Raw genomic sequence first — 26,495 nt, forward strand, 5'->3', positions numbered from 1 at the left:
ACCTCACCATGACAGACTTCCAATCAAAGCTTCAGCCAGCCTGGTCATCCCCAGAAGCCAGCGTGTTTCGGTTTTCTCCGGCAGCTTGGCCAGCAGTGTGTTATTCAGGTGGTTGTTCTCCAGAGGGATCGTATGAAGAGGATCAATGACCACCGAGGCAGCGGGGGACCGGCTTTGAATACGGTAGGTTACCTTTTGCTGCTTGCCGTCCCACGTTTTCTGCACGCTGCTTTTATCCTCGAACGTAATTTGTACAGGCACTGCCGGCACGTCGCCACCCTTTTTGGAAACGGTAACGACAGACTCGTACATTCCATTCTCCAGCTTGCGAACCTGAATGTTGTCCACTGCGAAATCGGCCATCTGACTGCCGTATACATACTGATTGAAATATTGGGACCAGGACTTGCCCGTCAATTTCTCCGTGACTCGCTGGAAATCCTGAGTGGATGGATGCTTGAAGCGGTATTTCCGCACATAGGAACGAAGCAGAGCCTCCATTTTGGCGCTTCCCAGCTGCTGTTCCATGCCAAGCAGCACCAGTTTGCCGCGCAAGTAGGCATTTTGCGCATAGTGGCTGGGCGAGCTGTATTTCCATGCTTCGCGGGTCAGCGGCTCAGGAGCATAGACCTGTCCAGACTGCAAGGGTGTGTTCGGGATGAGACCGTATTCCTGTTCCATTAATTTATCCTCCGCATAGGAGGCAAATCCTTCGTCAAGCCACGGTTCTTCGAACTCATTGCTGGCCACGATGCCGTAAAAGTATTGATGGGCGATTTCATGCACTACGGTTCGCTCCAGGTTATATCCCGGTGCGGCATCGTCCGCACCGAAAGCCGTAACCAGTGTCGGATACTCCATCCCGCCGGCACCGTTGGCGTTTTGCGGAGGAACGACGATGGACAAGGTGGAGTAGGGGTAGGGCCCGTACCACTTGCTGAAGTTGGACAGTGCGGCTTTGGCTGCATACATATACCGGGCTTTCAGCTCTTTATGAGAGGAGTCCATGTACAATTTGATCTTGACGCCCGGCACCTGCGCGGTGGAGAAGGGCTCTTCATAGGTGACAAAATCGGGCGAGGCAGCCCAGGCAAAATCGTGCACATCATCGGCATAGTACTGATAAATTTTGCGTCCGCCTTTGCTGACCGGAGCCCGTGTAGGAAAACCGGTGGCAGCTACGATATAGGAATCGGGCACCTGAATGCGTACGCTGTAAATTCCGAAATCGGCATAAAACTCGGAATTGCCGTGGTACTGGTGCAGATTCCATCCCTCTTCCGCGCGGCCCCGCCGTCCGGCGGGTTCATATACGCTGATCTTCGGAAACCATTGCCCGGCCATCACGAAATCACCCGCATACCCCATCCGCGCAAAGACTTTGGGAAGCTTCACTTCAAAGCTCATATACAGGGTGATGCTCTCCCCTCCTTTTACGGGTCTCGGGAGCCTGACCTTCATCAGCGTCTGGTCCGCCGTATTGCCGTCGTCGGGCTGAACATACTGGATACGGTGCATCAGGGGAAGCCCGTCCTCTGTCTTTAGATCCTTTAGTGTGATTGAGCCGTAGCCGTTGGCGGGCATCGTATCATTGCGCAGCTTGCCGCCTGTTTCCTTCATAAAGGTTGTTTCCGGCGAAGCGAAGGCATTCGGATACATATGAAAATAAAGCTCATTGACGGGTTTCCGTCCGGGATGCTTCCAGGTGATCGTTTCCTTTCCCTGCAGAATTGCCCCCTCTTCCAAAGACGCATCGATGTGGTACTCCACGACACGATTGCTCAGGACCTCAGCCCTGGATTGTGAAGGCAGGGCAGAAGTCTGGGGCATGGAGGAGGAAACTGGGGGCTTGGCCTGTTCCGGCGCAGCCGCAGCAGGTGACTGACGGGCAGACACAGCAGATCCCCCGGACAGGATGGAAAGAACAAGCAGCAGACAGAGAAAGGTTTTGCCGCGCTGTAGCTTCATATTGTTTTGGATACCTCCCGTTGACAAGCATCTACAGCATGTATATGTTTGCTTTCGGGGGATTATTAGTTAAAATAATTTGTAGAGGTTGTTCAAAAAGTCATCTTTTGATCACGAAGGAAGTCAGGAAGCGTACTCGACATCGAATCTTGAATTCAGCCGGGCACTGAGCGAATGCTTCCGATGCATGTTTCCTACGGAAACATTTCAGGTGCTCACGTACCCCAAGTACGCTCCGCTCCTCAGTCCCTATCTTCATTCAACTCAAGCGTTTTGAAAAAAACGCACTCCGGAAGCATAAGCTTCGGTGCTGAAAACCTGACTTTTTGAACTCGTACTTGTAGACGTTGAATGGCCGACAATGATATGGAGGAATAGGTTATGAATCAGAACCAGCCGGACGGCAAGAAGCAAATCGCTTTGAATATTGTAAGCAGCAAAAGCAAACATAAAGGTTTTGGAGCCGGCTCCATCGACCTGAACAACATGTCCCCGGTGATCATCGACCGCGGCGAAGCGAAGATTGATGTCGGAGCCATGCATGCGAAGAGCAAGGTGGAGCGCGGGATCAAATTTTCCCCTAACAAGGAGGACGTGCCGAATGGCCGTCAGGTGTGGGTCGTGTGGGTGGCGGTGGACCGGACGGCGGACAGCCGATTCTACGGCGGCGCGACGGCCTGTGAGATGCTGATTGATGAAGAGGCCAAGCGTGGGTGGAAAATTCTTGCCGATCACGTGAACCGGATGGATTACGCGCTGAAGCGCAGATTTATGCTGGATGAGCTGGGCAGTGAAGAGAAAGCTGCGCTGAAGAAGCTGCTGATTTCGCATAATGAAGAATGGTGGAACGCATCTCCAGATGAGTTGAAGCAGGCGCTCGAAGGCTAAAGCAATATTAGAGAGGAGTCCCGGAAGATCTATTGACCTGGGACTTCTCTTTTTGTGTTCTGAGACGTTCGGGAACGAACTATTCCTCCGTTCGTACTCCTACAGCTCTCCATACCTGCAGTACCATTCCAGGGGCGCTTTCTTGGCGGAATTGTAAGCGTGGTTCTCGATGACGAAGCGCCAGGGCTTGCTAGCATACTCCCCGGCATAATCGATGTTAATGCGCGGGCCGTGCATAATCCCGAAGTCCGGCGCGGATGGCGGTGCGGCTTCCAGCCACAGGGGTCCGGACGGCTGGTTCAGCGGAACGCCGTTCAGGCTCTTATCGATGCGCAGCGCCTTGCACAGCCTGCCGGGCCCGCCGCTCAACTCGTATGGCCGCTTCGGCGCTCCGCCTTTGTAGCTTGCCATCAGGGCGGCATCTCTGTCCGTAAGCGGCTCGACGGCACGGATCAAGACAGCCTGCGGATCATCTGCCAGGCCTGTTACAACGTTCAGACAGTGGTACATGCCGTAAATAAGATACACATAAGCGCAGCCTCCCGGCTGGAACATCGTCTCTGTACGGGCGGTTCTGCGGTTCCCATAAGCGTGGCTCCCTTTGTCTTCCGCGCCGCCGTAGCTCTCCGTTTCAATGATCCGGCAGCGGATTTCCCCGTCCTCCGTCACCCGCACGAGCGTCTGTCCGAGCAGGAGCGGACCGGCCTCCAGCGCAGTCATGGCGTATAAGCTGGGGGCAAGAAGGGCATGCCTCCCGCCGGTCCCTGGATGATCCGCAGCCGCTGCCCGGGAAACCGAGCCTCGTGCAGGTTGTTTATCCATGAGTGTCTTCCTCCTGATATACGTTTACTTCATCATACCCTATCGGAGAGAATGATGGGAGATGCCGGTACTGCCCTCCCATAGTTTGACGCTCAATTCCCCTCATATTCCATGTTTTTGAAAACGGATTTTGATCTTTTTTTATTGCCTATAACCAATTGAACCATGATTTGCAGAACGATAATAACGGCCAGACCGTAGAAAGCATAAACGAAGCTGCCCGAGGCATCATGCATCCAGCCTATAGCCAACGGCCCAATGGCCCCCAGAATGTAACCCCCGGATTGGGCCATCGCCGACCAGCTGCTTGCTTCCGAAGCATTGTCCGTCTCATCAATCGGCAGCATCAGAGCAATTGGGAACAGCCCTCCCGCACCGATTCCCAGAGGGATGGCCACAATCCACGGGCTGACGGACAGATTCAGCATCAATACTCCGATCAATTCCATCAGCGCACAGCCGACAAGCCAGAACAAACGTTTTTGGAAACGTTGAACAAACATCGGAATCAATAAAGTCGAAGGCAATGAAATGATAGTAAACCACGTTTGGATGCTGGCGGCAGTCTCTTTGGTATATCCATGGCTCTGAACCGCAGGCGCAAGCCAGGCAGTCAAGGAATAGAAAATAGCCGACACCAGCCCGAAAAACAACGTCAGCACCCAGGCGCGCATTTTTGTCACGGGAAAAGATGCATCGTTCGCGGCAGCGGTTTGCCCATATTGCCGATTTCTTCGGCCGGATATTGCCAGTGCTAGCCAGATTGGCAGGGCAATCACTGCAAGCAAGGCCCACACAGCCAGTGACCCTCTCCACGAGCCTCCCAATGCATTTTGCAGCGGAACGGACAGGCCGACACTAAAGCTGGCCCCGACAGCCATAGCTGTGGAATAAATCCCTACCATAGAAGCAACGCGGGCAGGGAAATACTGCTTAATAAAGCTGGACAACAGCGGTCCGGCGAGCGCAATGCCTACACCAGCCAGAAATGCCGTGAACATCAACGAGGGGGTTGAAGCTACGAACACCCGCAGTGCCGTTCCTGCTCCGATGAGGATAAGTGCAACGGCAATGGCCCCTTCATTCCCCCACCTTCTGCTTAATTTTACGGAGAGTGGCGCAAAAATCCCCATACATAAGACCGGGAGAGCGGTTAACAGGCTGGCAGTAACCCCGCTTATGTCCAGTTCGTTCTGGATGGTGCTCATAAGAGGGGAAATGGACGTAATGGAAGGCCGTAAATTCAAAGATGCCAGAATAAGCGCCAGTATAATATAAAAGAGTCTGATTTTTATCACCTCAATACTTTTTTGATGCCTGCAGCAGGCAGGATTAAGTATAAAAGCATTCGTTTGATTGAACAATATAATTGTTTATATTAAAATGATTGAAAAAACCAATGATAAAGGGGGATTTGTGTGGAAATCCGCCAGATGGAAAATTTCATTGTGGTTTGCGAAGAGCTTCATTTTACAAGAGCTGCTGACAAAATCGGCATATCACAGCCCACCTTGAGCCAGCAGATACGGGCGCTGGAGGATGAACTGGGTGTACCCTTGTTCGACCGGGTCGGCAAAAAAACAGTGCTCACACAAGCCGGAGCATTGTTCCTGGAGCACTGTATACAGATGGTCCGCCACTTGCAGAATACCAAAGACGCCATGGCTGAACTCCGTAACGATCAGCGTGGGGAGCTGGTGATTGGTGTTCTTCCGTCCGATTTGGACTATCGGATCACCCCATTGCTTGTTGATTTCCATGCCGTTTTTCCCAAAGTGAAATTAAAGCTTGTATCTTCTGTCTACGTATTGAATCAAGTGCTGGAGAACGAAGCGGACATTGGGATCTGGCTGGCTTCCGTTCCGGATGAACGCCTTATCCGTATTCCTTTGTGCAGCGAAGAATATGTGCTGGTTGTTTCCGGGAACCACGACTGGGCAGACCGTGACTATATTGGGATCGAGGAACTCCGTCATATCGAGACGGTAATGTTCCCCGAAGGTTTCACAGGCAGAGAATTAGTTGACAGCTACTGCCGGAAATATGGTTTCACATTGAATACCATCATGGAGACCAGCTCTGCCACCTCTGTTATTAGCCTTGTAAAGGCCAACATTGGTGGAACCGTCATGCCTTATCCACTCATAGAAGCCATGAATGAACCTGCATTGCGCTGTATCCGGATTAAGGACGATCCTCCATACCGGAACCTGGAAATTATTCATCGAGCGGACCGCTTCCTCACCCAATCTGCCAAAGCATTTATCCAGAAATCCATAGACTATTTTAATCATGGCTGAGTGCCATCTTTAGTCCATTAACCAGCGCTTGAAATCAGACCACCAGGATTTTTTCTCCTCCCGGTCGTTCGCCTGCAAGCCGTCCTGCAGCATTTCCTTATTCTCCGGTTTCGCGCTGCCTCCTTGCCCCGGACAGGCCTCCTTGGGCTCAGTCCCTTTCACGAACACCTCCAGACGCTGGCTGGGGCAGTCGGCGGATGCGAGCTTGCCGGAGTCCGGATCAATGTATACACTGACGACACCTTCCGGGATGGGGAATATTTTCGGCGGCACATTCTCCAGCGCTTTCTCCGTATATTCGGCGAAAATGGGAGCTGCGCGGTGAGCGTCCGTGGTCGTGATGCTCTTGCCCTTGTCGTAGCCCACCCATACGGCGGTCGTCAGCTCGGGCGTAAAACCGACCATCCAGGCGTCGGTGTCGGTGGTGCCGCTCTTGCCCGCCACGGGCCGCTTCATCAGATCGGCCACGCGATTGCCGGTGCCGCCTTCCTCGAACACACCCTCCATCAGGCGGGTGAGCACATAAGCGGACGCAGGCTTGACGACCTGTTTGCCGGAAGGCTTGGGAGCTTCGTATATGACGCGGCCGCCCGCGTCAGTAATGCGGAGAATGGCCGTCGGCTGCACCTGAACGCCGCCGCCGCCGATGACCGAGTAGGCAGCAGCCATTTCGAACGGGCTGACAGGCGAGACCCCCAGCGCGAGGGACGGGACCGACTCCAGCTTGCTTGTAATGCCCATGCTGTGAGCCGTGGATATGACCTTTTCCGTCCCGATTTTCAATATCGTATTTACCGCATAAATATTATCCGAAGCCGCGATGGCTCGTCTCATATCGATCTCTCCGAGATACTTGTCCCCGAAGTTGCGCGGCTGGTACGTTTTCCGGTCATCGTCATACCGGAAAAGCGTGGGCCGGCTCTCGAACATCGACAGGCTCGTCATCTCGCCGGTGTCCAGTGCAGTCAGGTACATGATCGGCTTGAAGGCTGATCCGGGCTGGCGGGTAGCGGCGAACACGTGATTATATTGATTTTCCACATAGTTTCTCCCGCCGACCATGGCCTTGATATACCCGGTGCGGGGGTCCATGGAGATGAGAGCTGTTTCCAGCCCGCTGCTGCCCTTCAGTCCCTTGTTTACCGCCTGCTCCGCCGCCTGCTGCATACGCATATCAAGGGTGGTATAGATGCTCAGGCCGCCATGTTCAAGCAGCTTCTCGTCAATTCCCAGCTGCTCCACGGCCAGTTTCCGAATATAATCGCGGAAATAGGGGGCTGCTTCCACGCTTCTTCGTTCGCTCTCGGGTTTGAGCGCAAGAATCTGCTCATAAGCGGCGTCCGCCTCGGCAGCCGTGATGCTGCCTGTCTCAACCATGGAGTCCAGCACAATTTTCTGCCGGTTTTTGGCATTCTTCATATGGTTATATGGCGAATAGTAGGTTGGCCCCTTGGGGATGCCTGCGAGCAGAGCGCTTTCCGCCAGACTTAGCTTGTCCGCCGATTTGCCGAAATACATTTGCGACGCCGCCTCAATCCCGTATGCACCGTGTCCGTAATAGACCTCGTTAAGATACATTCCCAGAATTTCATCCTTGCTGTACTTCATTTCAAGCTGGGCGGTATAAAAAGCTTCCTTGGCCTTGCGCGTCCAGGTCCGTTCATGCGAGAGATACAGATTGCGTGCAAGCTGCTGGGTCAGCGTGCTTGCGCCCTGCGCCATTCTCCAATGCTCCAGGTTCACAAGCGCCGCTCTGGCCATGCCTTTGAAATCAAAGCCCGGATGGCTGTAGAACTTGCGGTCCTCCACGGCCAGCGTGGCGTCAACCACATACTTGGAGATGGCATTTAAAGGTACGGGGATTGAATTCTTGCCCCCTGCCGAGAAAGTGGCAATCACCTGCCCCTCGCTGTCGAGCAGCCGGGAATTGCGGTCCGTATCCGCCAGGGGAAGGCTGGTGCCGTATAAGTAGACAAGCAGCCCCGCGGCCGCGATCAGCCCGATCAGGGCAGTAAAGAAAGCTATTTTAATGAACAAAAAGAATCCATGTCCTTTGCTTGTTGACTTGGGCCGCATCCCGCTCATAAGACCACCCTTCTTCTCGTTTTGTTGATTATTCATTATTGTCAAACCTCCGGGGTCTATTCACGCTAGAACCGGATTCATACAGGGGCGGCGAGGATTTTTATGAAAAAGAGCAGATTTCATCCCCCCGGAAGGGTAAATTATATACGGAAAGGACGCCAAAATCATATTTGTGAGATAATAAGACCAACAATAATTCTGACGGGAAAGAAGGTAGAACGATGGAATTGTGGTTTACGGAGAAGCAGACCCCCTCTTTCGGCATCACGGCCAAAATTAAACAGACCTATGTCCATGAAAAAACGGAATTTCAGGATCTTGCCATGGTGGAGACCGAAGAATTCGGCAACATGCTCGTACTGGATGGCATGGTCATGACTACAGTAAAGGATGAATTCGTCTACCATGAAATGGTGGCTCATCCGGCGCTCAACACGCACCCGAACCCGAAAAGGGTACTGGTCGTCGGCGGCGGGGACGGCGGCGTCATCCGTGAGGTCATCAAGCATCCTGAAGTGGAGAAGGCCGTTCTGGTTGAAATTGACGGTAAAGTCATTGAGTATTCCAAAAAGTACCTGCCTGAAATTGCCGGCAAGCTGGATGAGCCTAATGTAGAGGTGCTGGTTAATGACGGGTACATGCATATTCTTGAGCATAAAAATGAGTACGACGTGATTATGGTCGATTCCACCGAGCCGGTTGGTCCGGCCGCTCCGCTCTTCGAGAGAGGCTTCTATCAGGGCATTTACGAAGCGTTGAAGGATGACGGAATATTTGTGGCTCAAACGGACAATCCGTGGTTCAAGGCTGATCTGATCCGGAAGGTAAACAAGGACGTGAAGGAAATCTTCCCGATTGTGCGCGTCTATGGCGCCAACATTCCGACCTACCCAAGCGGATTGTGGACCTTCACGCTCGGCAGTAAGAAGTATGATCCGCTCGAAGTGGATGAAACGCAAATTCCTGAAATGGATACGAAATACTACAGCCCGCGCCTGCACAAGGCGGCGTTTGTTCTGCCCAAGTTCGTGGAAGATCTGACAAAATAAAGCTGATGGCCGATTTACGGCAGCAGCGTATTGGTCCACCACGCAAACCCTGACCCTGCCCGAACCGCCAGGCAAATTCTGCCGCTTCGGCAAGGCAGGGTTTTTTGCTGTTTGAATTGAATTGCGGCGGGGAACTGGCTATAGTAGTACAGTAGGAATGCATAGAATGGGAGCCGAAAAGACGATGCCGCAGCATACACCGGTCCGCATCCGTCTGCACAGCCGCCATGACGGGGAGAACGTCGTGCAGGAGCTTCCCGCGGAAGCGACGATCCGCGGCGGCAGCCTGTACGTCAGGTATGAAGACCCGCAGGAGGGGCCGCAGGGCGGAAAGACACGGACCACCGTTAAAATCGGGAAGGACGAGCTTAAGCTGATCCGTCACGGAGACATTCAGTCCGAGCAGACCTTCAAGCAGGGCAGCAAGCTGCCCGGGTTTTACCGTTCGCCATACATGAACTTCATGATGTCGACCGATACCGGAAAGCTGGACATCCGGCTGGATGGCCTCTCCGGTCATGTGGAGTGGGCATATGATCTGTATGTATATGAAGAGTTTTCCGGACATTTCGCGATCAGTTTGTTGATACAGGAGGAGCAAGAATCATGACGAGCAACCCGCTTGAACAGGTGAATCAAAAAGTAAAAGAAGCCATCGAAGCCGCCATCCTGGCGGCAGGCATCGTAAGCCGGGAGGAGCTGCCGGCCGTTGCGCTGGAGGTCCCGAAGGATAAGGCGCACGGTGACCTGGCTACCAATGCAGCGATGCAGTTGACACGTATCGCGAAGAAGAACCCGCGTCAAATCGCGGAGCAAATTATCGAACACATGGATCTGGCGTCCGCTTCCATTGAAGGAGCCGAAATCGCCGGTCCGGGCTTTATCAATTTCAGACTGAACAAAAGCTACCTGTATCCGGTGATCGGCCGCGTGCTGGAGCAGGGAGACGACTACGGCCGCACGCAGGACGGGGCAGGCAAGAAGGTGCAGGTTGAGTTTGTCAGCGCCAACCCGACCGGCAGCCTGCACCTCGGACATGCGCGCGGTGCCGCCGTCGGCGATTCGCTTTGCAATGTGCTTGACTTCGCCGGCTACCAGGTTACCCGTGAATACTATATTAATGATGCCGGCAATCAGATCTACAACATGAGCCGCTCCATCGAGGCCCGTTATCTGCAGCAGCTTGGCCAGCAGGCGGAAATGCCGGAGGACGGCTACCACGGCGAGGATATTGTCGGTTTCGCCAAGGAGCTTGTAGAAGAGAAAGGCGACTCTCTGCTGTCCATGAATCCGGGAGACCGGGCGGCCTTTTTCCGCGAATACGGATTGAAGAAAGAGCTGGACAAGATCAAGCGGGATCTGGAGCGCTTCCGGGTTCCGTTCGATTCCTGGTTCAGCGAGACCTCCCTGTACGAGAACGGGGAAGTGCTTAAAGCGCTGAATGAGCTGCGCGACCGCAACGAGGTGTACGAGAAGGAAGGTGCAACCTGGCTCAGCACGACGAAGTACGGGGATGACAAGGACCGGGTGCTCATCAAGAACGACGGCACCTATACCTATCTGACACCGGATATTGCTTATCACCGTGACAAATATGCGCGCGGGTACGACATTATCATCAACATCTGGGGTGCCGATCATCACGGATATATTCCGCGCATGAAAGCCGCCATGGAGGCGCTCGGCAATGACCCTGACAAGCTTAAAGTGCTCATTGCCCAAATGGTGAGCCTGTTCCAGAACGGGGAAAAAGTTAAAATGTCCAAGCGTACCGGCAAGGCGGTTACGATGGAGGACTTGATGGATGAAGTGGGTGTTGACGCGATCCGCTACTTCTTCACGATGCGCAGCATGGACTCGCATCTTGATTTTGATATGGATCTGGCGATTTCCACATCCAACGAAAACCCTGTTTTCTACGTGCAATATGCGCATGCCCGCGTATGCAGCGTGTTCCGTCAGGCGGAGGAGCAGGGCATCAACGTTCTGCCGCTGTCGGAAGTGAACCTGTCCAGACTGAATGCCGAGCATGAATATGACCTGCTCCGCAAAATCGGCGAGCTGCCGGACGAGGTGTCTACGGCGGCGGCGTCCTATGCCCCGCACCGTATGATTCGCTACGTATACGAGCTGGCGTCCATGTTCCACAGCTATTACAAGGCTGAGCGTGTTATCACGGAGGATGCGGAGCAGGCGCAGGCCCGGCTGGCCTTGCTCGCTGCTGTCCGTACGGTGATTGCCAATGTGCTGAGACTCGTTGGCGTAACTGCGCCGGAGCGCATGTAACAGAGCAGACGGATTACACAAATCAGATATAGTCGAAAAATCAACCGCCCGAAAGAGAACTGCACCCCAAATGTTAGACACATCTAACAGTTGGAGGTGCAGTTTTATATTTATTATCTCAGTTTAATCCCTTCCCGAACGAGCCGGTAGGCGTCCACCTCGCCCAATCTGTGCGTTTTGGACGCCGTGCCCGAACGCCGCCGGATGGGCGTGGCCGTCCGTCTCAGCAGCGCTTTGATCTCCGCAGGTGAAAGGCCGGGCCTTTGTTCGAGCAGTAATGCGATGGCGCCGCTCACATGGGAGGTCGCCATGGAGGTGCCGCTCATTTCATGGTACCTGTTGTTGACCCATGCAGAGACAATTTTCTCGCCTGGGGCGTAAATATCCACATGGGGACCGCGGTTGCTGAATGATGCGATGCGTCCGAGACGGTCCGTGGCCCCGACGGCGATTGTCTGCGGATAACGGGCAGGGTAATCGATGCTTTGCCTTTTGCCGTCGTTGCCCGACGAAGCTACGATCACAATCCCGTTGGCATGCGCTTTATTGACGACATCAAGCAGCGCCTTGCTGCGGGTCTTCATGCCGAAGCTCATGTTGATAATATGGATCCGGTTGCGAACGCACCAATCTATGGCAAGGATAATGTCGGATACATATGCCGAGCCGTTGTGATCGAAAGCCTTGACGGGGCAGATGATTGCCCCGGGGGCCACGCCGACGGCCCCCCGCTCATAGCTGGCAGCCGCTATGGCTCCGGCGATATGGGTGCCGTGCCCGTTATCATCGTACGGCAGAAGGGCCCGGTTCAACAGATTGACCCCGTGGGCAAGACAATGCCGGAGATCGGGATGACGAAAATCGACACCCGTGTCGATGACGCCGATCCGGATCTGTGAGCCTGTGGAGAGAGGCCATGCTTGATGGGCCTTTATTTTTTTTACCCCCCAGGGGAGGGTGGAGACGGTCTCCGCAGAAAGAGGAGCTGCGCCTCCGTGAACGCGGATGCGTGAATCATTTTCAATGACAACACCGTTCTGATATTTGCCGAGCCGGTCTCTTGAGGCGAGCGGAGCGATCAGGGCCCTGATCAGGTGGGATGGCTGAACGCTCCGCAGACCGGACAGACCTGGCTTCATTTTCTGCAAATACGAAAGACATTCCCTGTACTGAGACGCTTTGTTGAACCGGATAATCTGTTTTGGCCGCCCCGAGCGGGCTGGCTCCTGAATAGCCTTGTTTAATAGCTGCAAAAATCCCGGATAGTCCATGAAGAGGCGCTCCCCCCTGTTGAGCCATGCTGAATTATTGTATGAAGAGAGAGGGGGAGCCGCATGAGGAACATGCCCCTTTTTACAATTAATAGGCTACCTGCGTGTCATTCATTAACCACGGACATAGGATACTGTGAGAGCTGCAAGCTCTTTCGCATCACCTTTGAAGGCTTAGCCTTCAGAGGGGATACAGTCGGAGGCGGGGAAACCCGCCTTTTTTGCGTGCCTCTATCCTGTTCTTTGAAATCCAGTCCTGGCACAGGGCATTTAGCTTGCAATTTAAGCCTAAATAATGTTTACTTAGGTGTGATAATGGATAAGTTAGTCTGCATGGAGCAATCGCAGGCTAGAATGTTCGTGTGAATTACGCATGAGAGGAAGTGTCCTTAAGTGAGTACGCCACTCAACTTGAAGCTTGACCCCGAGAAAGTCCATGAAATACCAATGGTAGATCTGGCATTCATGGTGCTGAAGGCAGCCAATACGCCCTTCTACTATCGTGATTTGATGAATGAAGTTGCCAAGCTGCGCGGCTTGTCTGATGAAGAAATCAATGAAGTCATTGCTCAGCTATATACCGAGATCAACATTGACGGCCGTTTTGCCTGTGTAGGCACCAATCTGTGGGGCCTCAAGCGCTGGTATCCGGTAGATAAATCGGAAGATGCCCTTACAGGCGGCAAGCGTCCGCGCATCATCAATGATGAGGACGATGAGGAAGAAGATTATCATGAGGAAGAGGAAGAAGTCTACGACGCCGAAGACGATTTCGGAGATGTGGATGATCCCGATGCCGACGACGATGATCTGTTCGATGGCGATGATGATGATGACACCGATGAAGACGTCGTGCTGGATGACGAGGACCTCGAGGAAGAGGAAGACTTGGAAGAAGAGAATGATGAAGAGCAGGCAGAAGAAGAGGATGAATATTAATACCGGAATAAAAGGGAGACCGACGCTCCCTTTTTTCTTTTTTTTTGGAAACTCCATCTTTTCCGGGAAGTCGTTCAAAGTTTCTTGACAGAGGTATGAACAAAAGGTAAACTATTGCTTGGGCTTATGATTGAGTTATATTATATGTGCGTTTTGAGTGCTAAAAGTGCCCCGTTACCACGGGAGTGCTTTTTTGTTTTTTATAGGGGTTTTCCAGCACGAATTGGTGCTGTTGACCCGAACATGCAAGCGGTAGGCGGCGGAGTTGGGAAATTGATCCGCTGCTTTCTTTGTGGATGATAATCCGTGCAAACGGGTTACGCTAACATCATATGTCGCCTGAATTTCTGGACTTTATTTAGGAGGGTTTTAAAAAGTGACAAAGTATATTTTCGTGACAGGCGGAGTTGTGTCTTCCCTGGGAAAAGGAATTACGGCAGCTTCGCTCGGCAGGCTGCTTAAGAACAGGGGATTGAAAGTAACGATCCAGAAATTTGATCCATATATCAATGTGGATCCGGGCACCATGAGTCCTTATCAGCACGGTGAAGTATTTGTAACGGATGATGGCGCGGAAACGGATCTGGACCTTGGCCATTATGAACGTTTCATTGATATCAATCTGTCAAAGAACAGCAACGTTACTACAGGTAAAGTGTATTCCAGCGTTATCAGCAAGGAACGCCGCGGCGAGTATCTCGGGGGAACCGTTCAAGTCATTCCGCACATTACCAACGAGATCAAAGAACGCGTATTCCGTGCTGGCCGTGAAGCAGGCTCGGACGTTGTCATTACGGAAATCGGCGGTACTGTAGGCGATATTGAAAGCCTTCCTTTCCTGGAAGCCATCCGTCAGATCAAAAGCGAGGTCGGACGGGAGAACGTGATGTATATCCACGTTACGCTCATTCCTTATATCAAGGCTGCCGGGGAAGTGAAAACAAAGCCGACTCAGCACAGTGTAAAAGAGCTGCGCAGCATCGGCATTCAGCCGAACGTGATCGTCTGCCGGACAGAGCATGAATTGTCTGCCGACATGAAGGCGAAGATCGCCCTCTTCTGTGATATTGACCCCAATGCGGTGGTGGAATGCCGCGATGCTTCCACTCTGTATGAAGTTCCGCTCAACCTGCGGGAAGAAGGACTGGATGAAATTGTCGTCAACCATCTGAAGCTGACCACCCCTCCTGCGGATATGACGGAATGGGAATCGCTCGTAGACCGGATCAGCAGACTGGAGACGACCGTTGAGATTGCCATCGTCGGCAAATACGTTGCACTGCATGACGCATACCTTAGTGTGGTGGAGTCTCTTTCCCATGCTGGTTTTGCTGCCAATGCGGACGTGAAGATCCGCTGGGTCAACGCGGAAGAGCTCACAGATGAGAATGTGGACAGCATTCTTGGCGGTGTAGGCGGCATTCTCGTGCCGGGTGGTTTCGGAGACCGGGGGATCGAGGGCAAAATCAGCGCGATTCGCTACGCCCGCGAGCGGAAAATTCCGTTCTTCGGCATTTGCCTTGGCATGCAGGTTTCCGTCATTGAAGTGGCCCGCGCGCTGGCAGGATTGGACGGAGCCAACAGCTCGGAAATTAACCCGGCGACTGAATACCCGGTCATCGACCTGCTGCCTGAACAGAAGGATATCGAAGATCTGGGCGGAACGATGCGGCTCGGATTGTATCCGTGCAAGCTGGTCGAGGGCTCCCTCGCCATGTCTTGTTATGACGATGAGCTTGTGTATGAAAGACATCGTCACCGGTATGAATTTAATAACGAGTACCGTGAAGTGATCGAAGGAGCCGGCCTGAAAATTTCCGGCACCTCTCCGGACGGACGTCTGGTAGAGATTGTGGAGTATCCTGATCACCCTTGGTTCCTGGCCGTTCAATTCCATCCGGAGTTTACGTCCCGTCCGAACCGTCCGCAGCCGCTGTTCCGTGAATTTGTCAAAGCATCCTTGCTGAATAAAGCTTAAGCAACAAAGGTCTCCCCCGGGAGGCCTTTTCTTTTTCCACATTTTTGAACAGGGGAAGGATTTCACCCGTTAAGCGCGAATACCTTTTGAGTGATCTGTTATATCAATGGCTTACAGCTCAGGACTTTGCCTAGGACAGCCGTTGTTGCTTTTCAAGACCCGGGAGGTTAAAAAAGTGGAGAAGAAAAAGGTTCTGATAGTCGATGACCAAAACGGTATCCGTATTTTGTTGATGGAAGTGTTCAGCAGTGAGGGATATGAGACCTTTCAAGCGGCCAACGGAAAAATCGCTCTGGAAATCGTTGAACGCGAGACACCGGACCTTGTGCTGCTGGATATGAAGATTCCAGGCATGGATGGGCTGGAAATCTTAAAGCACATCAAGACCAGAAATTCTGAGATCAAAGTGATTATGATGACAGCTTACGGTGAACTCGATATGATCAAGGAAGCGACTGAACTGGGCGCTCTGATGCATTTCACCAAGCCGTTTGATATCGATGAAATGCGCATCGCGGTGAACGGTCAGCTGAAGGATGGACAGGAAGAGCCTAACCGGTTCAGGTAAGAGCCCTGTATTTGTACAGGGTTTTTTGTTTTTTTGCATTTTTTGTTAAACTGCTAGTATAAATTGAAGGATGTATTCCGAGGCTGGTAGTTAAAGGAGAAAACAGGCCTTCTTCATCCGCCTATGAAAGATGCAATATATAGATGAAATATTACACTATGGGTCTATATCTGGTGGTAAGACTGCTATACACGCGAGGGGCTGTTTTTTGCATGATGAAACGGATGATTACGGGCGTTCCCGCCTCTTTTTGCACCTGTAAAAGCTTGTTTAGTATTTGACATGGGATGTGGTATAATAGGCCCTGTGTGAATGTCGGCTAAAAACCATAGACAAACCCAAAACCCCTTAGGAGGATGAAACCATGCCATTAGTATCCATGACAGACATGCTGAACAAAGCCCTTGAAGGGAAATATGCTGTAGGTCAATACAACATCAACAACCTGGAGTGGACCCAAGCTATTCTCGCTGCTGCTGAAGAAGAGAAGTCCCCGGTGATTCTCGGTGTATCCGAGGGTGCCGCACGCCATATGGGCGGTTTTTATACTGTTGTAAAAATGGTAGAAGGCCTCCTGCACGACATGAAAATCACGGTTCCGGTTGCCATTCATCTTGATCATGGCTCCAGCTTTGAGAAATGTAAAGAAGCGATTGACGCCGGATTTACGTCCGTTATGATCGACGATTCCCATAGCCCGATCGACACCAATATTGCGACAACCAAGAAGGTTGTTGAATACGCTCATGCCAAAGGGGTTTCCGTTGAAGCCGAAGTCGGCATGGTTGGCGGCCAGGAAGACGACGTTGTCGGTGACGTAATGTATGCCAAGCTGGACGACTGCGTACGCATCGTAAATGAAACAGGCATCGATACGCTGGCTCCTGCATTGGGTTCCGTACATGGACCTTACAAAGGTGAACCAAACCTGGGCTTCAAGGAAATGGAAGAAATCTGCAATGCCGTTAAAGTTCCTCTGGTTCTGCATGGCGGTACTGGCATTCCTACTCATGACATCAAAAAAGCCATCTCTCTCGGAACTTCCAAAATCAACGTTAACACCGAGAACCAAATTGAGTTCACCAAGGCTGTCCGCGAGGTTCTGGCTGCCAAGCCTGATGTTTATGACCCACGCAAATACATCGTGCCAGGCCGCGACGCAATCAAACAAACGGTGATTGGCAAAATCCGCGAGTTCGGCTCCAACAACAAGGCGTAAGACAAGGTTATTTTACGGGATGCTGTTGCTATCCTGCAGTGTTTACTGATAAAGTAGATCTTTACATCGGACAGACCCTTCGGGGCTGTCCGGCATCATACGGATATGGAAGTACACCGCTTAGCCGGTGTTTTTCCATTTCGGTTACCAATTGACTTCCATGAGAACATGTTTTCAGCTGTGGAGTGAAGTAGGGGGACCCTAAAGCTTATGGAAAAATTGATGATTAGCGGTGGACGTCCACTGCAGGGCATGGTATCCATCAGCGGAGCCAAGAACAGTGCGATCGCTTTGATTCCTGCCGCTATTCTGGCGGAGTCGGAAGTGATACTGGATAATTTGCCTCTTCTTAGCGACGTTGCGGTGTATGCCGAAATTTTGGAGGAGCTTGGGGCAAAGGTTGCCTGGGAAGGCAGCCAAATGCGTATTGATCCTTCAGCCATCAAATCCATTCCGATGCCTAACGGCCCTGTCAAGAAGCTTCGCGCTTCCTATTATATGATGGGGGCAATGCTCGGAAGGTTTAAGGAAGCAGTGGTCGGACTCCCTGGAGGATGCAATTTTGAGCCTCGGCCTATTGACCAGCATATCAAAGGCTTTGAGGCGCTTGGAGCGACCGTGACCAACGAGCATGGCTCCATTCATTTACACGCAAAAGAGCTGCGTGGCACGAAAATCTATCTGGATGTCAGCAGTGTCGGAGCGACCATTAATATCATGCTGGCGGCCGCCCGGGCCAAAGGCGCTACAATTATCGAAAATGCGGCCAAAGAGCCTGAGATTATAGATGTAGCCACACTACTAAATTCAATGGGCGCCATCATCAAGGGGGCCGGAACCGAAACGATCCGGATCGAGGGCGTTTCTGAGCTTCACGGCTGCCGCCACTCCATTATTCCTGACCGGATTCAGGCTGGGACTTATATGATAGCCGCAGCCGCCACACGCGGGGATGTGCTGATCGACAATATCATTCCCAAGCACCTGGAGGCCATTACGGCCAAAATGCAGGAAATGGGTGTGGTCATCGAGGAATTTGATGAGAGCATCCGGGTCAAGGGGACACCTTCCTATGAGCATGTTGACGTCAAGGCGCTGGTCTATCCGGGCTTTGCCACAGACCTTCAGTCACCGATGACCAGCCTGCTTACGCAGGCCCGCGGTGTAAGCGTGCTGAGCGACTTTGTATACAGCAACCGCTTTAAGCATGTGCCGGAATTGGTCCGTATGGGTGCTAAAATTCGTGTGGAGGGACGCTCGGCCATCATCGAGGGCGGCCTTCTGAACGCCGCCAAGGTAAAAGCCGCCGATCTGCGCGCAGGCGCTGCGCTGGTGATTGCCGGGCTTACGGTTGAAGATGGGGTTACCGAAGTAACCGGCGTTGAATATATTGATCGCGGTTATGATCATCTCGTATCCAATTTACGGATGCTGGGTGCGGATGTGTGGCGCCAGAGCGAGTGATATCGCTTCAGGCGATGTTGGAGTTTAACACGGCAACGGCCGGCGCAAGGAAACAACAAGGCCTTGCGCTGAGCTTTGCTGCATAATTTATACCTTTTTGGGTAAAAATAAATGAATGAAGATTTTGTCCTTTATCTTAACGGACTTATTAATTGAATAGGTGGTTATTACATGGATCTGCAAATTTCCGATCTGGAAGAAAAGAAGCTGACGGATTTATACAAGCTTGCCAAGCAGTATCAAATCCCGTATTACGGTCAGTTGAAGAAAAAAGAGTTGATTTTTGCCATCCTGCGGGCGCAGGCGGAACAGAGCGGCCTGATGTTCATGCAGGGAGTGCTGGAGATTCTGCCCGAGGGCTACGGCTTCCTGAGGCCGATTAACTATCTCCCGAGTGCCGAGGACATCTATATATCGGCTTCCCAGATTCGAAAGTTTGATCTTCGAACGGGAGACCTGGTATCCGGCAAATGTCGTGCTCCGAAAGAGAATGAACGTTACTTCGGGCTGCTCCAGGTGAACGCAGTCAATGGTGAAAGTCCAGAGCATGCGGCGGAACGACTGCACTTTCCGGCCCTGACTCCACTTTATCCGCAGACCAAGCTGGTTCTCGAAACCTCCCCCAACAATTTGTCTACGCGAATTATGGATATACTTGCCCCTGTTGGATTAGGACAGCGCGGATTGATCGTAGCCCCTCCAAAAGCTGGGAAAACGTTACTCCTCAAAGAAATTGCCAACAGCATCTCAACCAACAATCCCGAGATCGAACTGTTTGTTCTTTTGATCGATGAACGCCCTGAAGAAGTAACCGATATGTCGCGTTCGGTGAAAGGGGAGGTTGTGGCTTCAACGTTCGACGAGCTGCCCGAGAATCACATCAAGGTGGCTGAGCTGGTACTGGAGCGTGCGCTTCGTCTGGTGGAGGCCAAGAAGGATGTTGTCATTTTGCTGGACAGTATTACACGGCTTGCACGCGCCTACAACCTGGTTATCCCTCCTTCCGGCCGCACGCTGAGCGGTGGTATCGATCCTGCGGCATTTCACCGTCCGAAGCGGTTTTTTGGCTCTGCCCGCAACGTGGAAGAGGGCGGCAGCCTGACTATCCTGGCTACTGCGCTGATTGATACAGGCTCGCGTATGGATGACATTATTTATGAAGAATTTAAGGGTACGGGCAATATGGAGCTGCATCTTGACCGGAAGCTGGCCGAGCGCCGTATATTCCCTGCCATTGATATCAGACGTTCGGGAACGCGTCGCGAGGAAGTTCTGCTGAACAAAGATGAGCTGGACACGATTTGGGCCATCCGTAAAAATATGACGGAAAGCCATGAGTTTGTGGAGAATTTCCTGAAAAAGCTGCGCAATACCAAAACCAATACCGAGTTTTTGGCTTCCTTTGACATTTCGGCTCCGGTGGGGGGATCCGGAAGCGGCAGCGGTCAGCGCAGAACGCCAAGATCGGCGGCAGCTACGGTCCCAGCTACTACGAACGGATAAATCTATGAATAGATCTCAAAAGCTGCAATGCTTGAAGGAACGAAAGGAGTTCCGTTATGTATTTGGTATACGCTGATGAAAAAGGCAATGTCTTTGATCATCCTTCGCTGCACGGCCTCGCCCGCAGTGCTGATATGATCGTCGAAATTATGGAGGATGAGCTGATACCGCTTCCGGAAGGGGCTACTCTGGTAGGGCTGCCGAACACCAGACCGGTCGGCATGGACCCGGACACGGGGGAAATGGTGCCGCTGCCCGGAAACATGCAGGCAGTGGGAGCTCTGCTGCCTCAGGGGTATACCCGCCTCTGTCTGCCGGGTTATGTGAAGACGGACAAGGAATATCGCCTCCCGTTATTCGGATATTCGGCTGTCGTGTGGAAAGACGGTTCTTTTTACGTTACTGCGGAGCAAAGTGATCATCCGGACAAATGGAATCCGGACAACTGCGACCGCAGCCAGGTGCGGGTTGGTGTACAGCGGCTGACGGAGCAGTATCCGGACAATCGCTTATATCAGCATTTATCCAATTGTGCGCTCGGTTATGAATGCCTGACCTCATCGAACACGTTTCTGAACCGTTGGGAAGGCGGTGTGCCCGTATCCTACTCCTGTAACGCGGGATGTTTCGGATGCATCTCCGAGCAGCCGGATGACAGCGGGTTCGTATCTCCTCAGACTCGTATGAACTTCCGTCCGCGGGTGGAGGAAATTGTTGAGGTTATGCTGGAGCACCTGAAAACCCCTGAATCCATCATCAGCTTTGGACAAGGGTGTGAGGGTGAGCCATCCACGCAGGCCAAGCTGATTATCGAAGCGATCCGGGAAGTCCGTAAGACAACGGACATGGGATACATCAATATCAATACAAATGCCGGGTTGACCGATCATATCCGGGGCATTGTGGACGCAGGTCTTGATCTGATGCGGGTGAGCACAATCAGCGCGCTGGATGACCATTATAATGCGTATTACAAGCCGCGGGCCTATACCCTGGCCAATGTGGAGAAATCACTGAAGTATGCGGCCGAGCAGGGGGTCTATACCTCAATCAATTATCTGATCTTTCCGGGGGTAACCGACCGGGAGGAGGAAATTGAGGCGATGATCGAATTTGCCAAGCGCAGCAAGCTGAAGCTTATTCAAATGCGCAATCTTAACATCGATCCGGAAGCGTATCTGGAGCTAATTCCTCCAGCCCGGGGTGAAGTCTTGGGCATGAAGCAGATGCTGGAGATCTACCGGCAGGAGCTTCCTGATGTCGTGATCGGATCCTATACCCATGTCCCGCCATCGGGACAGGCACGGCCCAAGTCGCCGGTTATGACGCGTTGAAATATTATGTGAAAGCCATTGCGGATAGCTGCAATGGGTGATATAATACATTCATATGTCCATATATCTCTGGGCTGATAAGATGCTCAGGGCGGAAAGAGGTGAAACTCATGCAAGAAGCTATTCAACCGAAATACCACGTTACTACTGTAACATGCGCTTGTGGCAATACGTTTGAAACAGGCTCCGTCAAAGAAGATCTGCGCGTGGAGATTTGCTCCAACTGCCATCCGTTCTTCACAGGCAAACAGAAGTTTGTTGATGCCGGCGGACGTGTCGATAGATTTAAGAAAAAATACGGAATGTAATCCGGTGTGCCGTTACGCGGCATGAACCGACTCAGACAGACCTTTGCCTTGTGCGGAGGTCTTTTTTGTTGCTTTGAAGAGGGACCATTTTATCCCGGTTGATTTTTGTACATGCATAGGATATACTTATTTTCACCGTGCTAGACGGGGAGGTAGCGGTGCCCTGTAACTCGCAATCCGCTGTAGCGAGGTTGAATTCCTGTTAGCGGTATTGTCGATGTGAGGCTGGTCCCTGAGCACAATGTTGACGGTTGGGTCCTCCGCAATGAGTACTTGTGAACCTGGTCAGGTCCGGAAGGAAGCAGCCATAAGCAAGCCCGCTCATGTGCCGGAGGGTGGCCTAGCCCGAGTTGCTGCGCAGGTTTGCCGCTCGGATCGCAATTATCAATAACAGGTGCACGGCTTAATTTGAATATTAATATCAATTGATGATAACAGCACACAGCATCTTTTGCCACGGGCAAAGGATGTTTTTTTGTACATAAGAACCGGGGCATGTTAAAGTTTAGATTCGTACGGGAATATAGTATAATGTAGTAACGACGAAGGTCACGAAAGTGATGTTGAAAGAGGGTAACGCGAATTGGAACATATAGCGTTGTACCGTGCTTGGCGGCCTCAGTCGTTTCAGGACATGGTAGGACAGCAGCATATTATCCAGACCTTGCAGAATGCCATCCGGGAGGGACGGACGTCCCACGCGTATCTGTTCAGCGGTCCCCGGGGCACCGGCAAGACGAGTGCGGCCAAAATTTTGGCCAAGGCCGTAAACTGCGAGCGTGGTCCGGCCACCGAGCCCTGCAATGAGTGTGAATCCTGTAAGCGGATCACGGCAGGGGCGGTTATGGACGTGCAGGAGATTGATGCGGCCTCCAACCGTGGCGTTGAAGAAATCCGCGACTTGCGGGATAAAGTGAAATATGCGCCGACGGAAGTCCGGCAAAAAGTGTATATTATTGACGAAGTGCATATGCTGACGACGGAAGCGTTCAACGCTCTGCTGAAGACGCTCGAAGAACCGCCTCCGCACGTCATGTTTATTTTAGCAACCACTGAGCCTCACCGGCTTCCTGCCACTATTATTTCCCGATGCCAGCGTTTTGATTTCCGGCGTGTGTCGCTGGACGAACAGACGGATCGGCTGGAATTGATTTGCAGACAGGAAAATATCGAAGCGGATCGTGACGCGCTGCAGTACATTGCACGATTGTCCGACGGCGGTATGCGTGATGCGCTGAGTGTACTGGATCAGATTTCATCCTTCACGGACGGGCGGGTAACATACCGGCAGGTCATCGATATGACCGGCGGCATTCCTTCCGAGCAGTTCAGCAAGCTTGCCAAGGCGGTTCAGCAGGAGGATGTGGCTACGGTTCTGCAGATGATCGAAGGCTTCATGCAGGAAGGCAAGAGCGCCGATAAATGCATGGAGAATCTGTTGTATTATTTCCGCGATCTCCTCATGATCAAAATGGTACCGCAGGCGGATAAGCTGACGGAAAGAGTGCTTGATCCCTCCCAGTTTCAGGAAGTGGCTGCCATATTCACGAAAGAGCAGCTTTTTCAGATGATTGACACGCTGAATCGCTATCAAAGTGAAATGAAATATGCCGTTCAGCCCCAGACCTTGTTTGAGGTGGCTTTACTGAAGCTTTGCAGCGTCCAGCAGATCCCATCCCGCCAAGAGGGGCAAGCCTCCGGGGCTGACAGCGCGGAGATTGCGGCTCTTAAGAGACAGCTCTCGGAGATGGAAAAGAAACTGGAGCGGGCTTTGCAGGGCGGGCTCTCTAGTGGATCCGGACAAGAAGGCCTGGTGAATCGGCCCGCAGCTTCAAGGGCGGCGGCTCCGCGGATTTCCGCACCGGCCAAGTTGCCTTCCCAGCTGAAGGAGTTTATAGCTGCGAAGTCCAGTCCCGAGTTTTTGGAGGCTGCACGCAAGTGGAGCCAGATTTTGCAGCGCGTCAAAGAAGAGAAGGTCACCGTGCATGCCTGGTTTATGGATGGCGAGCCTGTATCGCTGTATGAGGATGCCGTATTGGTGGCCTTCAAAAATAACATTCACCGGGAGACGACCGAGAAGCCAGCCAACAGGCAAGTGATTGAAAGAGTGCTTCACGAACAGCTTGGCAAGCCGGTTCGCCTCGTCACGATGATGCAGCGGGATTGGTCGGAGGCTATTGAAGGGGCTGATACCCAGCCGGAAGAAGAGTTTAAGCTGGAACACGAGGGCGATGAGCCGGGAAAGTCCAAGGAGCCATGGATTGATGAGGCGATTGAGCTCTTTGGCGAAGACCTCATCGTAATCAAGGAATGAGCTGTTTAAATTTTAGTTTAAGGAGATGACGATTGATGAATAACATGAACCAAATGATGAAGCAGGTTAAGAAGATGCAGGAGCAGATGCTTAAGGCTCAGGAGCAGCTTGGGGAGAAGACGGTAGAAGGCACTTCAGGAGGCGGAGTGGTTACTGTACAGGCTAATGGACACAAGAAGATTCTGTCCATCGCCATCAAACCTGAGGCTGTTGACCCTGATGATGTTGAAATGCTGCAGGATCTGGTGCTGACTGCCGTTAATGATGCGCTTACCAAAGCTGACGAACTTGCCAATAATGATATGAGTAAATTTACAGGTGGAATGAAGATTCCGGGCCTGTTCTAATCTATAAGAACGAAGGAGCAACAGACTTTGTACTATCCGGAACCGATTGCGAAGCTGATCGATGCATTTACCCGCCTGCCGGGGGTTGGTCCGAAAACCGCCGCCCGACTCGCCTTTCACGTGTTGAATATGCAGGAAGATGACGTGATCGATTTTGCCAAGGCCTTGGTAAGTGTCAAACGGAATCTCCATTACTGCTCGGTCTGCTGCAATATTACGGATACGGATCCATGCCGAATTTGCCAGGATAAGACGCGGGACTCGTCTATCATTTGCGTCGTTCAGGATTCCAAGGACCTTGTCGCCATGGAGAGAACGAAGGAATATGAGGGGTATTACCACGTCCTGCAGGGCGCCATCTCGCCGATGGAGGGTGTGGGGCCCGAGGATATCCGGCTTAAGGAGCTGCTTACCCGTTTGAGTGATGAGCGGGTGAAAGAGTTGATTCTAGCGACTAACCCCAATATTGAGGGGGAAGCTACAGCCATGTATATTTCGCGGCTGGTCAAGCCTTTTGATATTACCGTTACCCGTATTGCGCACGGGCTTCCAGTAGGCGGGGATTTGGAATATGCCGACGAAGTAACCTTATCCAAGGCGCTTGAAGGAAGACGCCAACTGAATTAGAGAGAAGGCCGATCGGATTATTTTCCGGTTGGTCTTTTTTTTGTCGCTCCCAAATCATTTAGGTCCGAACTCGGATAAAGGTTCTAAGTTTGTCCACTTCCCGAATAAGTATGTAGAGACGGCGGGAATTTCTGTCGAGCAACATCGGTAGGGAGTGAGCAAAGTGTGGACCTGGAACAGAAGAAAACAAGACGGATCGGATAATGCCGAACATCAAACAGAGCTGTTTGCTGATGTGTGTGCTGCCCATGCGGACTGGATAAGAGCGCAGCGCATGTTTCAAGAGGCTGTGGGAGTAGATCAGATTGATTACGCTATTTTTGTCCTCGAAGCGGCAGAGCGGAACTACCAGATCCAATTAAAAAAGGCCAAACAGAGCGGGCTTCACCGTCTCCGGCTCCCTGCCGATGAAGCGGGGGCAATAGAAAGTCTCATGTGGAATAGAGGGAGGAAGGCTGAATGAAAATGGTGGCATGGGTAGTTATGTCCATTTCTGTACTGTTGCTGCTTTATCTGCTGGTTATGAAGAAAGCGAAGGCTGGCTGGCTGGTGGCGTTTGGAGCACATTTGGCAATAGCTGCCATCGGTATTTATGTTGTCAATTATTCCGGCTGGATTACCCAGGTGCATATACCGCTTAATCCGGTAACAATAGGGACGGTGGCCATTTTGGGTTTGCCGGGAGTAGGACTGCTGTATGCATTAAAATGGTTTTTATTCAGCTGATCGGCCAGAGGTCGACAAACTCCGGAGTAGAAGTTGACGGACCAAGCGAATCTGTGATACATTATGACTGCTGTTTTGAGCATGAAGTGTTTTTAACGACTGCAAAGGATATATTTCTTTCAAAAAAAGTTGTTGACTCATTTCAATGATGTGTGTTATATTATTAAAGTCGCCGCTGAGATGCGGTGATGATGAAAAGCAAGTGTTTGATCTTTGAAAACTGAACAACGAGTGAGTAGGTTTTACATCGTAAAACCGACCCGCGAAGTCATTTGGTTCGTGTCTATGACAGAATAAATGATGGAGCGAAAGAGATATGATATCTCGTCAGATTCAAATGAGCTTAATCGCTCTTTCGATAGGCTGCAATCCATTCATCCGCTCCATTCGGGACCAGATGGAATGCAGGGCGATCATCCTTTGGATGATCTTTATTGGAGAGTTTGATCCTGGCTCAGGACGAACGCTGGCGGCGTGCCTAATACATGCAAGTCGAGCG

23 protein-coding genes, 1 rRNA gene and 1 other RNA gene are annotated in these 26,495 nt (G+C 52.0%); 20 read left to right on the top strand and 5 right to left on the bottom strand.

Going from position 1 to position 26,495, the window contains the following annotated elements:
• Positions 1-3: 3 nt before the first annotated feature.
• Positions 4-1,968: a M1 family metallopeptidase gene (locus tag ACE5KN_RS30615; protein WP_375528712.1), complete on the bottom strand. Its 1,965-nt coding sequence runs from the start codon at positions 1,966-1,968 to the stop codon at positions 4-6.
• A 381-nt stretch (positions 1,969-2,349) separates the two neighbouring features.
• Between ACE5KN_RS30615 and ACE5KN_RS30620 the strand changes: the two genes are divergently transcribed.
• Entirely contained in the window at positions 2,350-2,856 is a 507-nt protein-coding gene (locus ACE5KN_RS30620; protein WP_375528711.1) for a YwhD family protein, read from the top strand.
• Between the two features lie 99 nt (positions 2,857-2,955).
• Here the strand turns inward: ACE5KN_RS30620 and ACE5KN_RS30625 are convergent, their stop codons facing one another.
• Both ACE5KN_RS30625 and ACE5KN_RS30630 read right to left on the bottom strand, forming a co-directional pair.
• Positions 2,956-3,678, bottom strand: a complete 723-nt coding sequence (locus ACE5KN_RS30625; protein ID WP_375528710.1) for a DNA-3-methyladenine glycosylase — start codon at positions 3,676-3,678, stop codon at positions 2,956-2,958.
• A 92-nt stretch (positions 3,679-3,770) separates the two neighbouring features.
• Positions 3,771-4,976, bottom strand: a complete 1,206-nt coding sequence (locus ACE5KN_RS30630) for an MFS transporter (protein ID WP_375528709.1) — start codon at positions 4,974-4,976, stop codon at positions 3,771-3,773.
• A gap of 120 nt (positions 4,977-5,096) precedes the next feature.
• On the opposite strand from ACE5KN_RS30630, the gene ACE5KN_RS30635 reads away from it, so the two are divergent.
• On the top strand, positions 5,097-5,978 hold the full coding sequence (locus tag ACE5KN_RS30635; RefSeq protein ID WP_375528708.1) for a LysR family transcriptional regulator: 882 nt from the start codon (positions 5,097-5,099) through the stop codon (positions 5,976-5,978).
• Between the two features lie 9 nt (positions 5,979-5,987).
• Here ACE5KN_RS30635 and ACE5KN_RS30640 read toward each other — a convergent pair whose 3' ends face one another.
• Entirely contained in the window at positions 5,988-8,063 is a 2,076-nt protein-coding gene (locus tag ACE5KN_RS30640) for a transglycosylase domain-containing protein (RefSeq protein ID WP_375528721.1), read from the bottom strand.
• A 221-nt stretch (positions 8,064-8,284) separates the two neighbouring features.
• On the opposite strand from ACE5KN_RS30640, the gene speE reads away from it, so the two are divergent.
• The 3 genes from speE (at position 8,285) to argS (ending at position 11,398) form a co-directional block, all read left to right on the top strand.
• Positions 8,285-9,112, top strand: a complete 828-nt coding sequence (gene speE / locus ACE5KN_RS30645; RefSeq protein WP_375528707.1) for a polyamine aminopropyltransferase — start codon at positions 8,285-8,287, stop codon at positions 9,110-9,112.
• Positions 9,113-9,296: 184 nt separating this feature from the next.
• Positions 9,297-9,722, top strand: a complete 426-nt coding sequence (locus ACE5KN_RS30650) for a YwiB family protein (RefSeq protein ID WP_375528720.1) — start codon at positions 9,297-9,299, stop codon at positions 9,720-9,722.
• Positions 9,719-11,398: an arginine--tRNA ligase gene (gene argS / locus ACE5KN_RS30655; protein ID WP_375528706.1), complete on the top strand. Its 1,680-nt coding sequence runs from the start codon at positions 9,719-9,721 to the stop codon at positions 11,396-11,398. Before ACE5KN_RS30650 ends, argS begins: the two co-directional genes overlap by 4 nt.
• A 113-nt stretch (positions 11,399-11,511) precedes the next feature.
• Here argS and ACE5KN_RS30660 read toward each other — a convergent pair whose 3' ends face one another.
• Positions 11,512-12,669 carry a S8 family peptidase gene (locus ACE5KN_RS30660; protein ID WP_375528705.1) on the bottom strand — a complete coding sequence of 386 codons (1,158 nt, stop codon included), beginning with the start codon at positions 12,667-12,669 and terminating at the stop codon, positions 11,512-11,514.
• Positions 12,670-13,062: 393 nt separating this feature from the next.
• Between ACE5KN_RS30660 and rpoE the strand changes: the two genes are divergently transcribed.
• The 15 genes from rpoE to ACE5KN_RS30735 all read left to right on the top strand — a co-directional run.
• Positions 13,063-13,608: a DNA-directed RNA polymerase subunit delta gene (gene rpoE, locus ACE5KN_RS30665; protein WP_375528704.1), complete on the top strand. Its 546-nt coding sequence runs from the start codon at positions 13,063-13,065 to the stop codon at positions 13,606-13,608.
• 376 nt (positions 13,609-13,984) lie between these two features.
• Positions 13,985-15,586 (top strand): CTP synthase, encoded by a 1,602-nt coding sequence (pyrG, locus tag ACE5KN_RS30670; RefSeq protein ID WP_375528703.1) that lies wholly within the window; start codon positions 13,985-13,987, stop codon positions 15,584-15,586.
• Between the two features lie 175 nt (positions 15,587-15,761).
• Positions 15,762-16,154, top strand: a complete 393-nt coding sequence (locus tag ACE5KN_RS30675) for a response regulator (protein ID WP_375528702.1) — start codon at positions 15,762-15,764, stop codon at positions 16,152-16,154.
• A gap of 364 nt (positions 16,155-16,518) precedes the next feature.
• On the top strand, positions 16,519-17,373 hold the full coding sequence (fba, locus tag ACE5KN_RS30680; protein WP_375528701.1) for a class II fructose-1,6-bisphosphate aldolase: 855 nt from the start codon (positions 16,519-16,521) through the stop codon (positions 17,371-17,373).
• Between the two features lie 210 nt (positions 17,374-17,583).
• A complete protein-coding gene (gene murA, locus ACE5KN_RS30685) occupies positions 17,584-18,837 on the top strand; it encodes a UDP-N-acetylglucosamine 1-carboxyvinyltransferase (protein ID WP_375528700.1) in 1,254 nt (417 codons plus the stop codon).
• A 171-nt stretch (positions 18,838-19,008) separates the two neighbouring features.
• Positions 19,009-20,340: a transcription termination factor Rho gene (gene rho / locus ACE5KN_RS30690; protein ID WP_375528699.1), complete on the top strand. Its 1,332-nt coding sequence runs from the start codon at positions 19,009-19,011 to the stop codon at positions 20,338-20,340.
• Between the two features lie 56 nt (positions 20,341-20,396).
• Entirely contained in the window at positions 20,397-21,674 is a 1,278-nt protein-coding gene (locus ACE5KN_RS30695; RefSeq protein ID WP_375528698.1) for a radical SAM family protein, read from the top strand.
• A gap of 110 nt (positions 21,675-21,784) precedes the next feature.
• A complete protein-coding gene (gene rpmE, locus ACE5KN_RS30700; RefSeq protein ID WP_355326452.1) occupies positions 21,785-21,982 on the top strand; it encodes a 50S ribosomal protein L31 in 198 nt (65 codons plus the stop codon).
• A 135-nt stretch (positions 21,983-22,117) separates the two neighbouring features.
• Positions 22,118-22,384: signal recognition particle sRNA large type (gene ffs, locus ACE5KN_RS30705), an RNA gene on the top strand.
• A gap of 181 nt (positions 22,385-22,565) precedes the next feature.
• Entirely contained in the window at positions 22,566-24,296 is a 1,731-nt protein-coding gene (gene dnaX / locus ACE5KN_RS30710; protein WP_375528697.1) for a DNA polymerase III subunit gamma/tau, read from the top strand.
• Positions 24,297-24,331: 35 nt separating this feature from the next.
• Complete coding sequence (locus ACE5KN_RS30715) at positions 24,332-24,643, top strand: YbaB/EbfC family nucleoid-associated protein (protein ID WP_355326446.1); 312 nt, start codon at positions 24,332-24,334, stop codon at positions 24,641-24,643.
• A gap of 27 nt (positions 24,644-24,670) precedes the next feature.
• Positions 24,671-25,270, top strand: a complete 600-nt coding sequence (recR, locus tag ACE5KN_RS30720) for a recombination mediator RecR (RefSeq protein WP_375528696.1) — start codon at positions 24,671-24,673, stop codon at positions 25,268-25,270.
• A 154-nt stretch (positions 25,271-25,424) separates the two neighbouring features.
• A complete protein-coding gene (locus ACE5KN_RS30725; protein WP_375528695.1) occupies positions 25,425-25,733 on the top strand; it encodes a DUF2508 domain-containing protein in 309 nt (102 codons plus the stop codon).
• The gene (locus tag ACE5KN_RS30730; protein WP_375528694.1) at positions 25,730-25,996 is read left to right on the top strand and encodes a pro-sigmaK processing inhibitor BofA family protein; all 267 of its coding nucleotides are present in this window, start codon (positions 25,730-25,732) and stop codon (positions 25,994-25,996) included. The genes ACE5KN_RS30725 and ACE5KN_RS30730 overlap by 4 nt, the downstream gene beginning before the upstream one ends.
• A gap of 431 nt (positions 25,997-26,427) precedes the next feature.
• Positions 26,428-26,495, top strand: a 16S ribosomal RNA gene (locus ACE5KN_RS30735); the annotation flags it as partial.

The sequence above is a fragment of the Paenibacillus terreus genome, from assembly GCF_042138595.1.
Taxonomy (GTDB): Bacteria; Bacillota; Bacilli; order Paenibacillales; family Paenibacillaceae; genus Paenibacillus; species Paenibacillus terreus.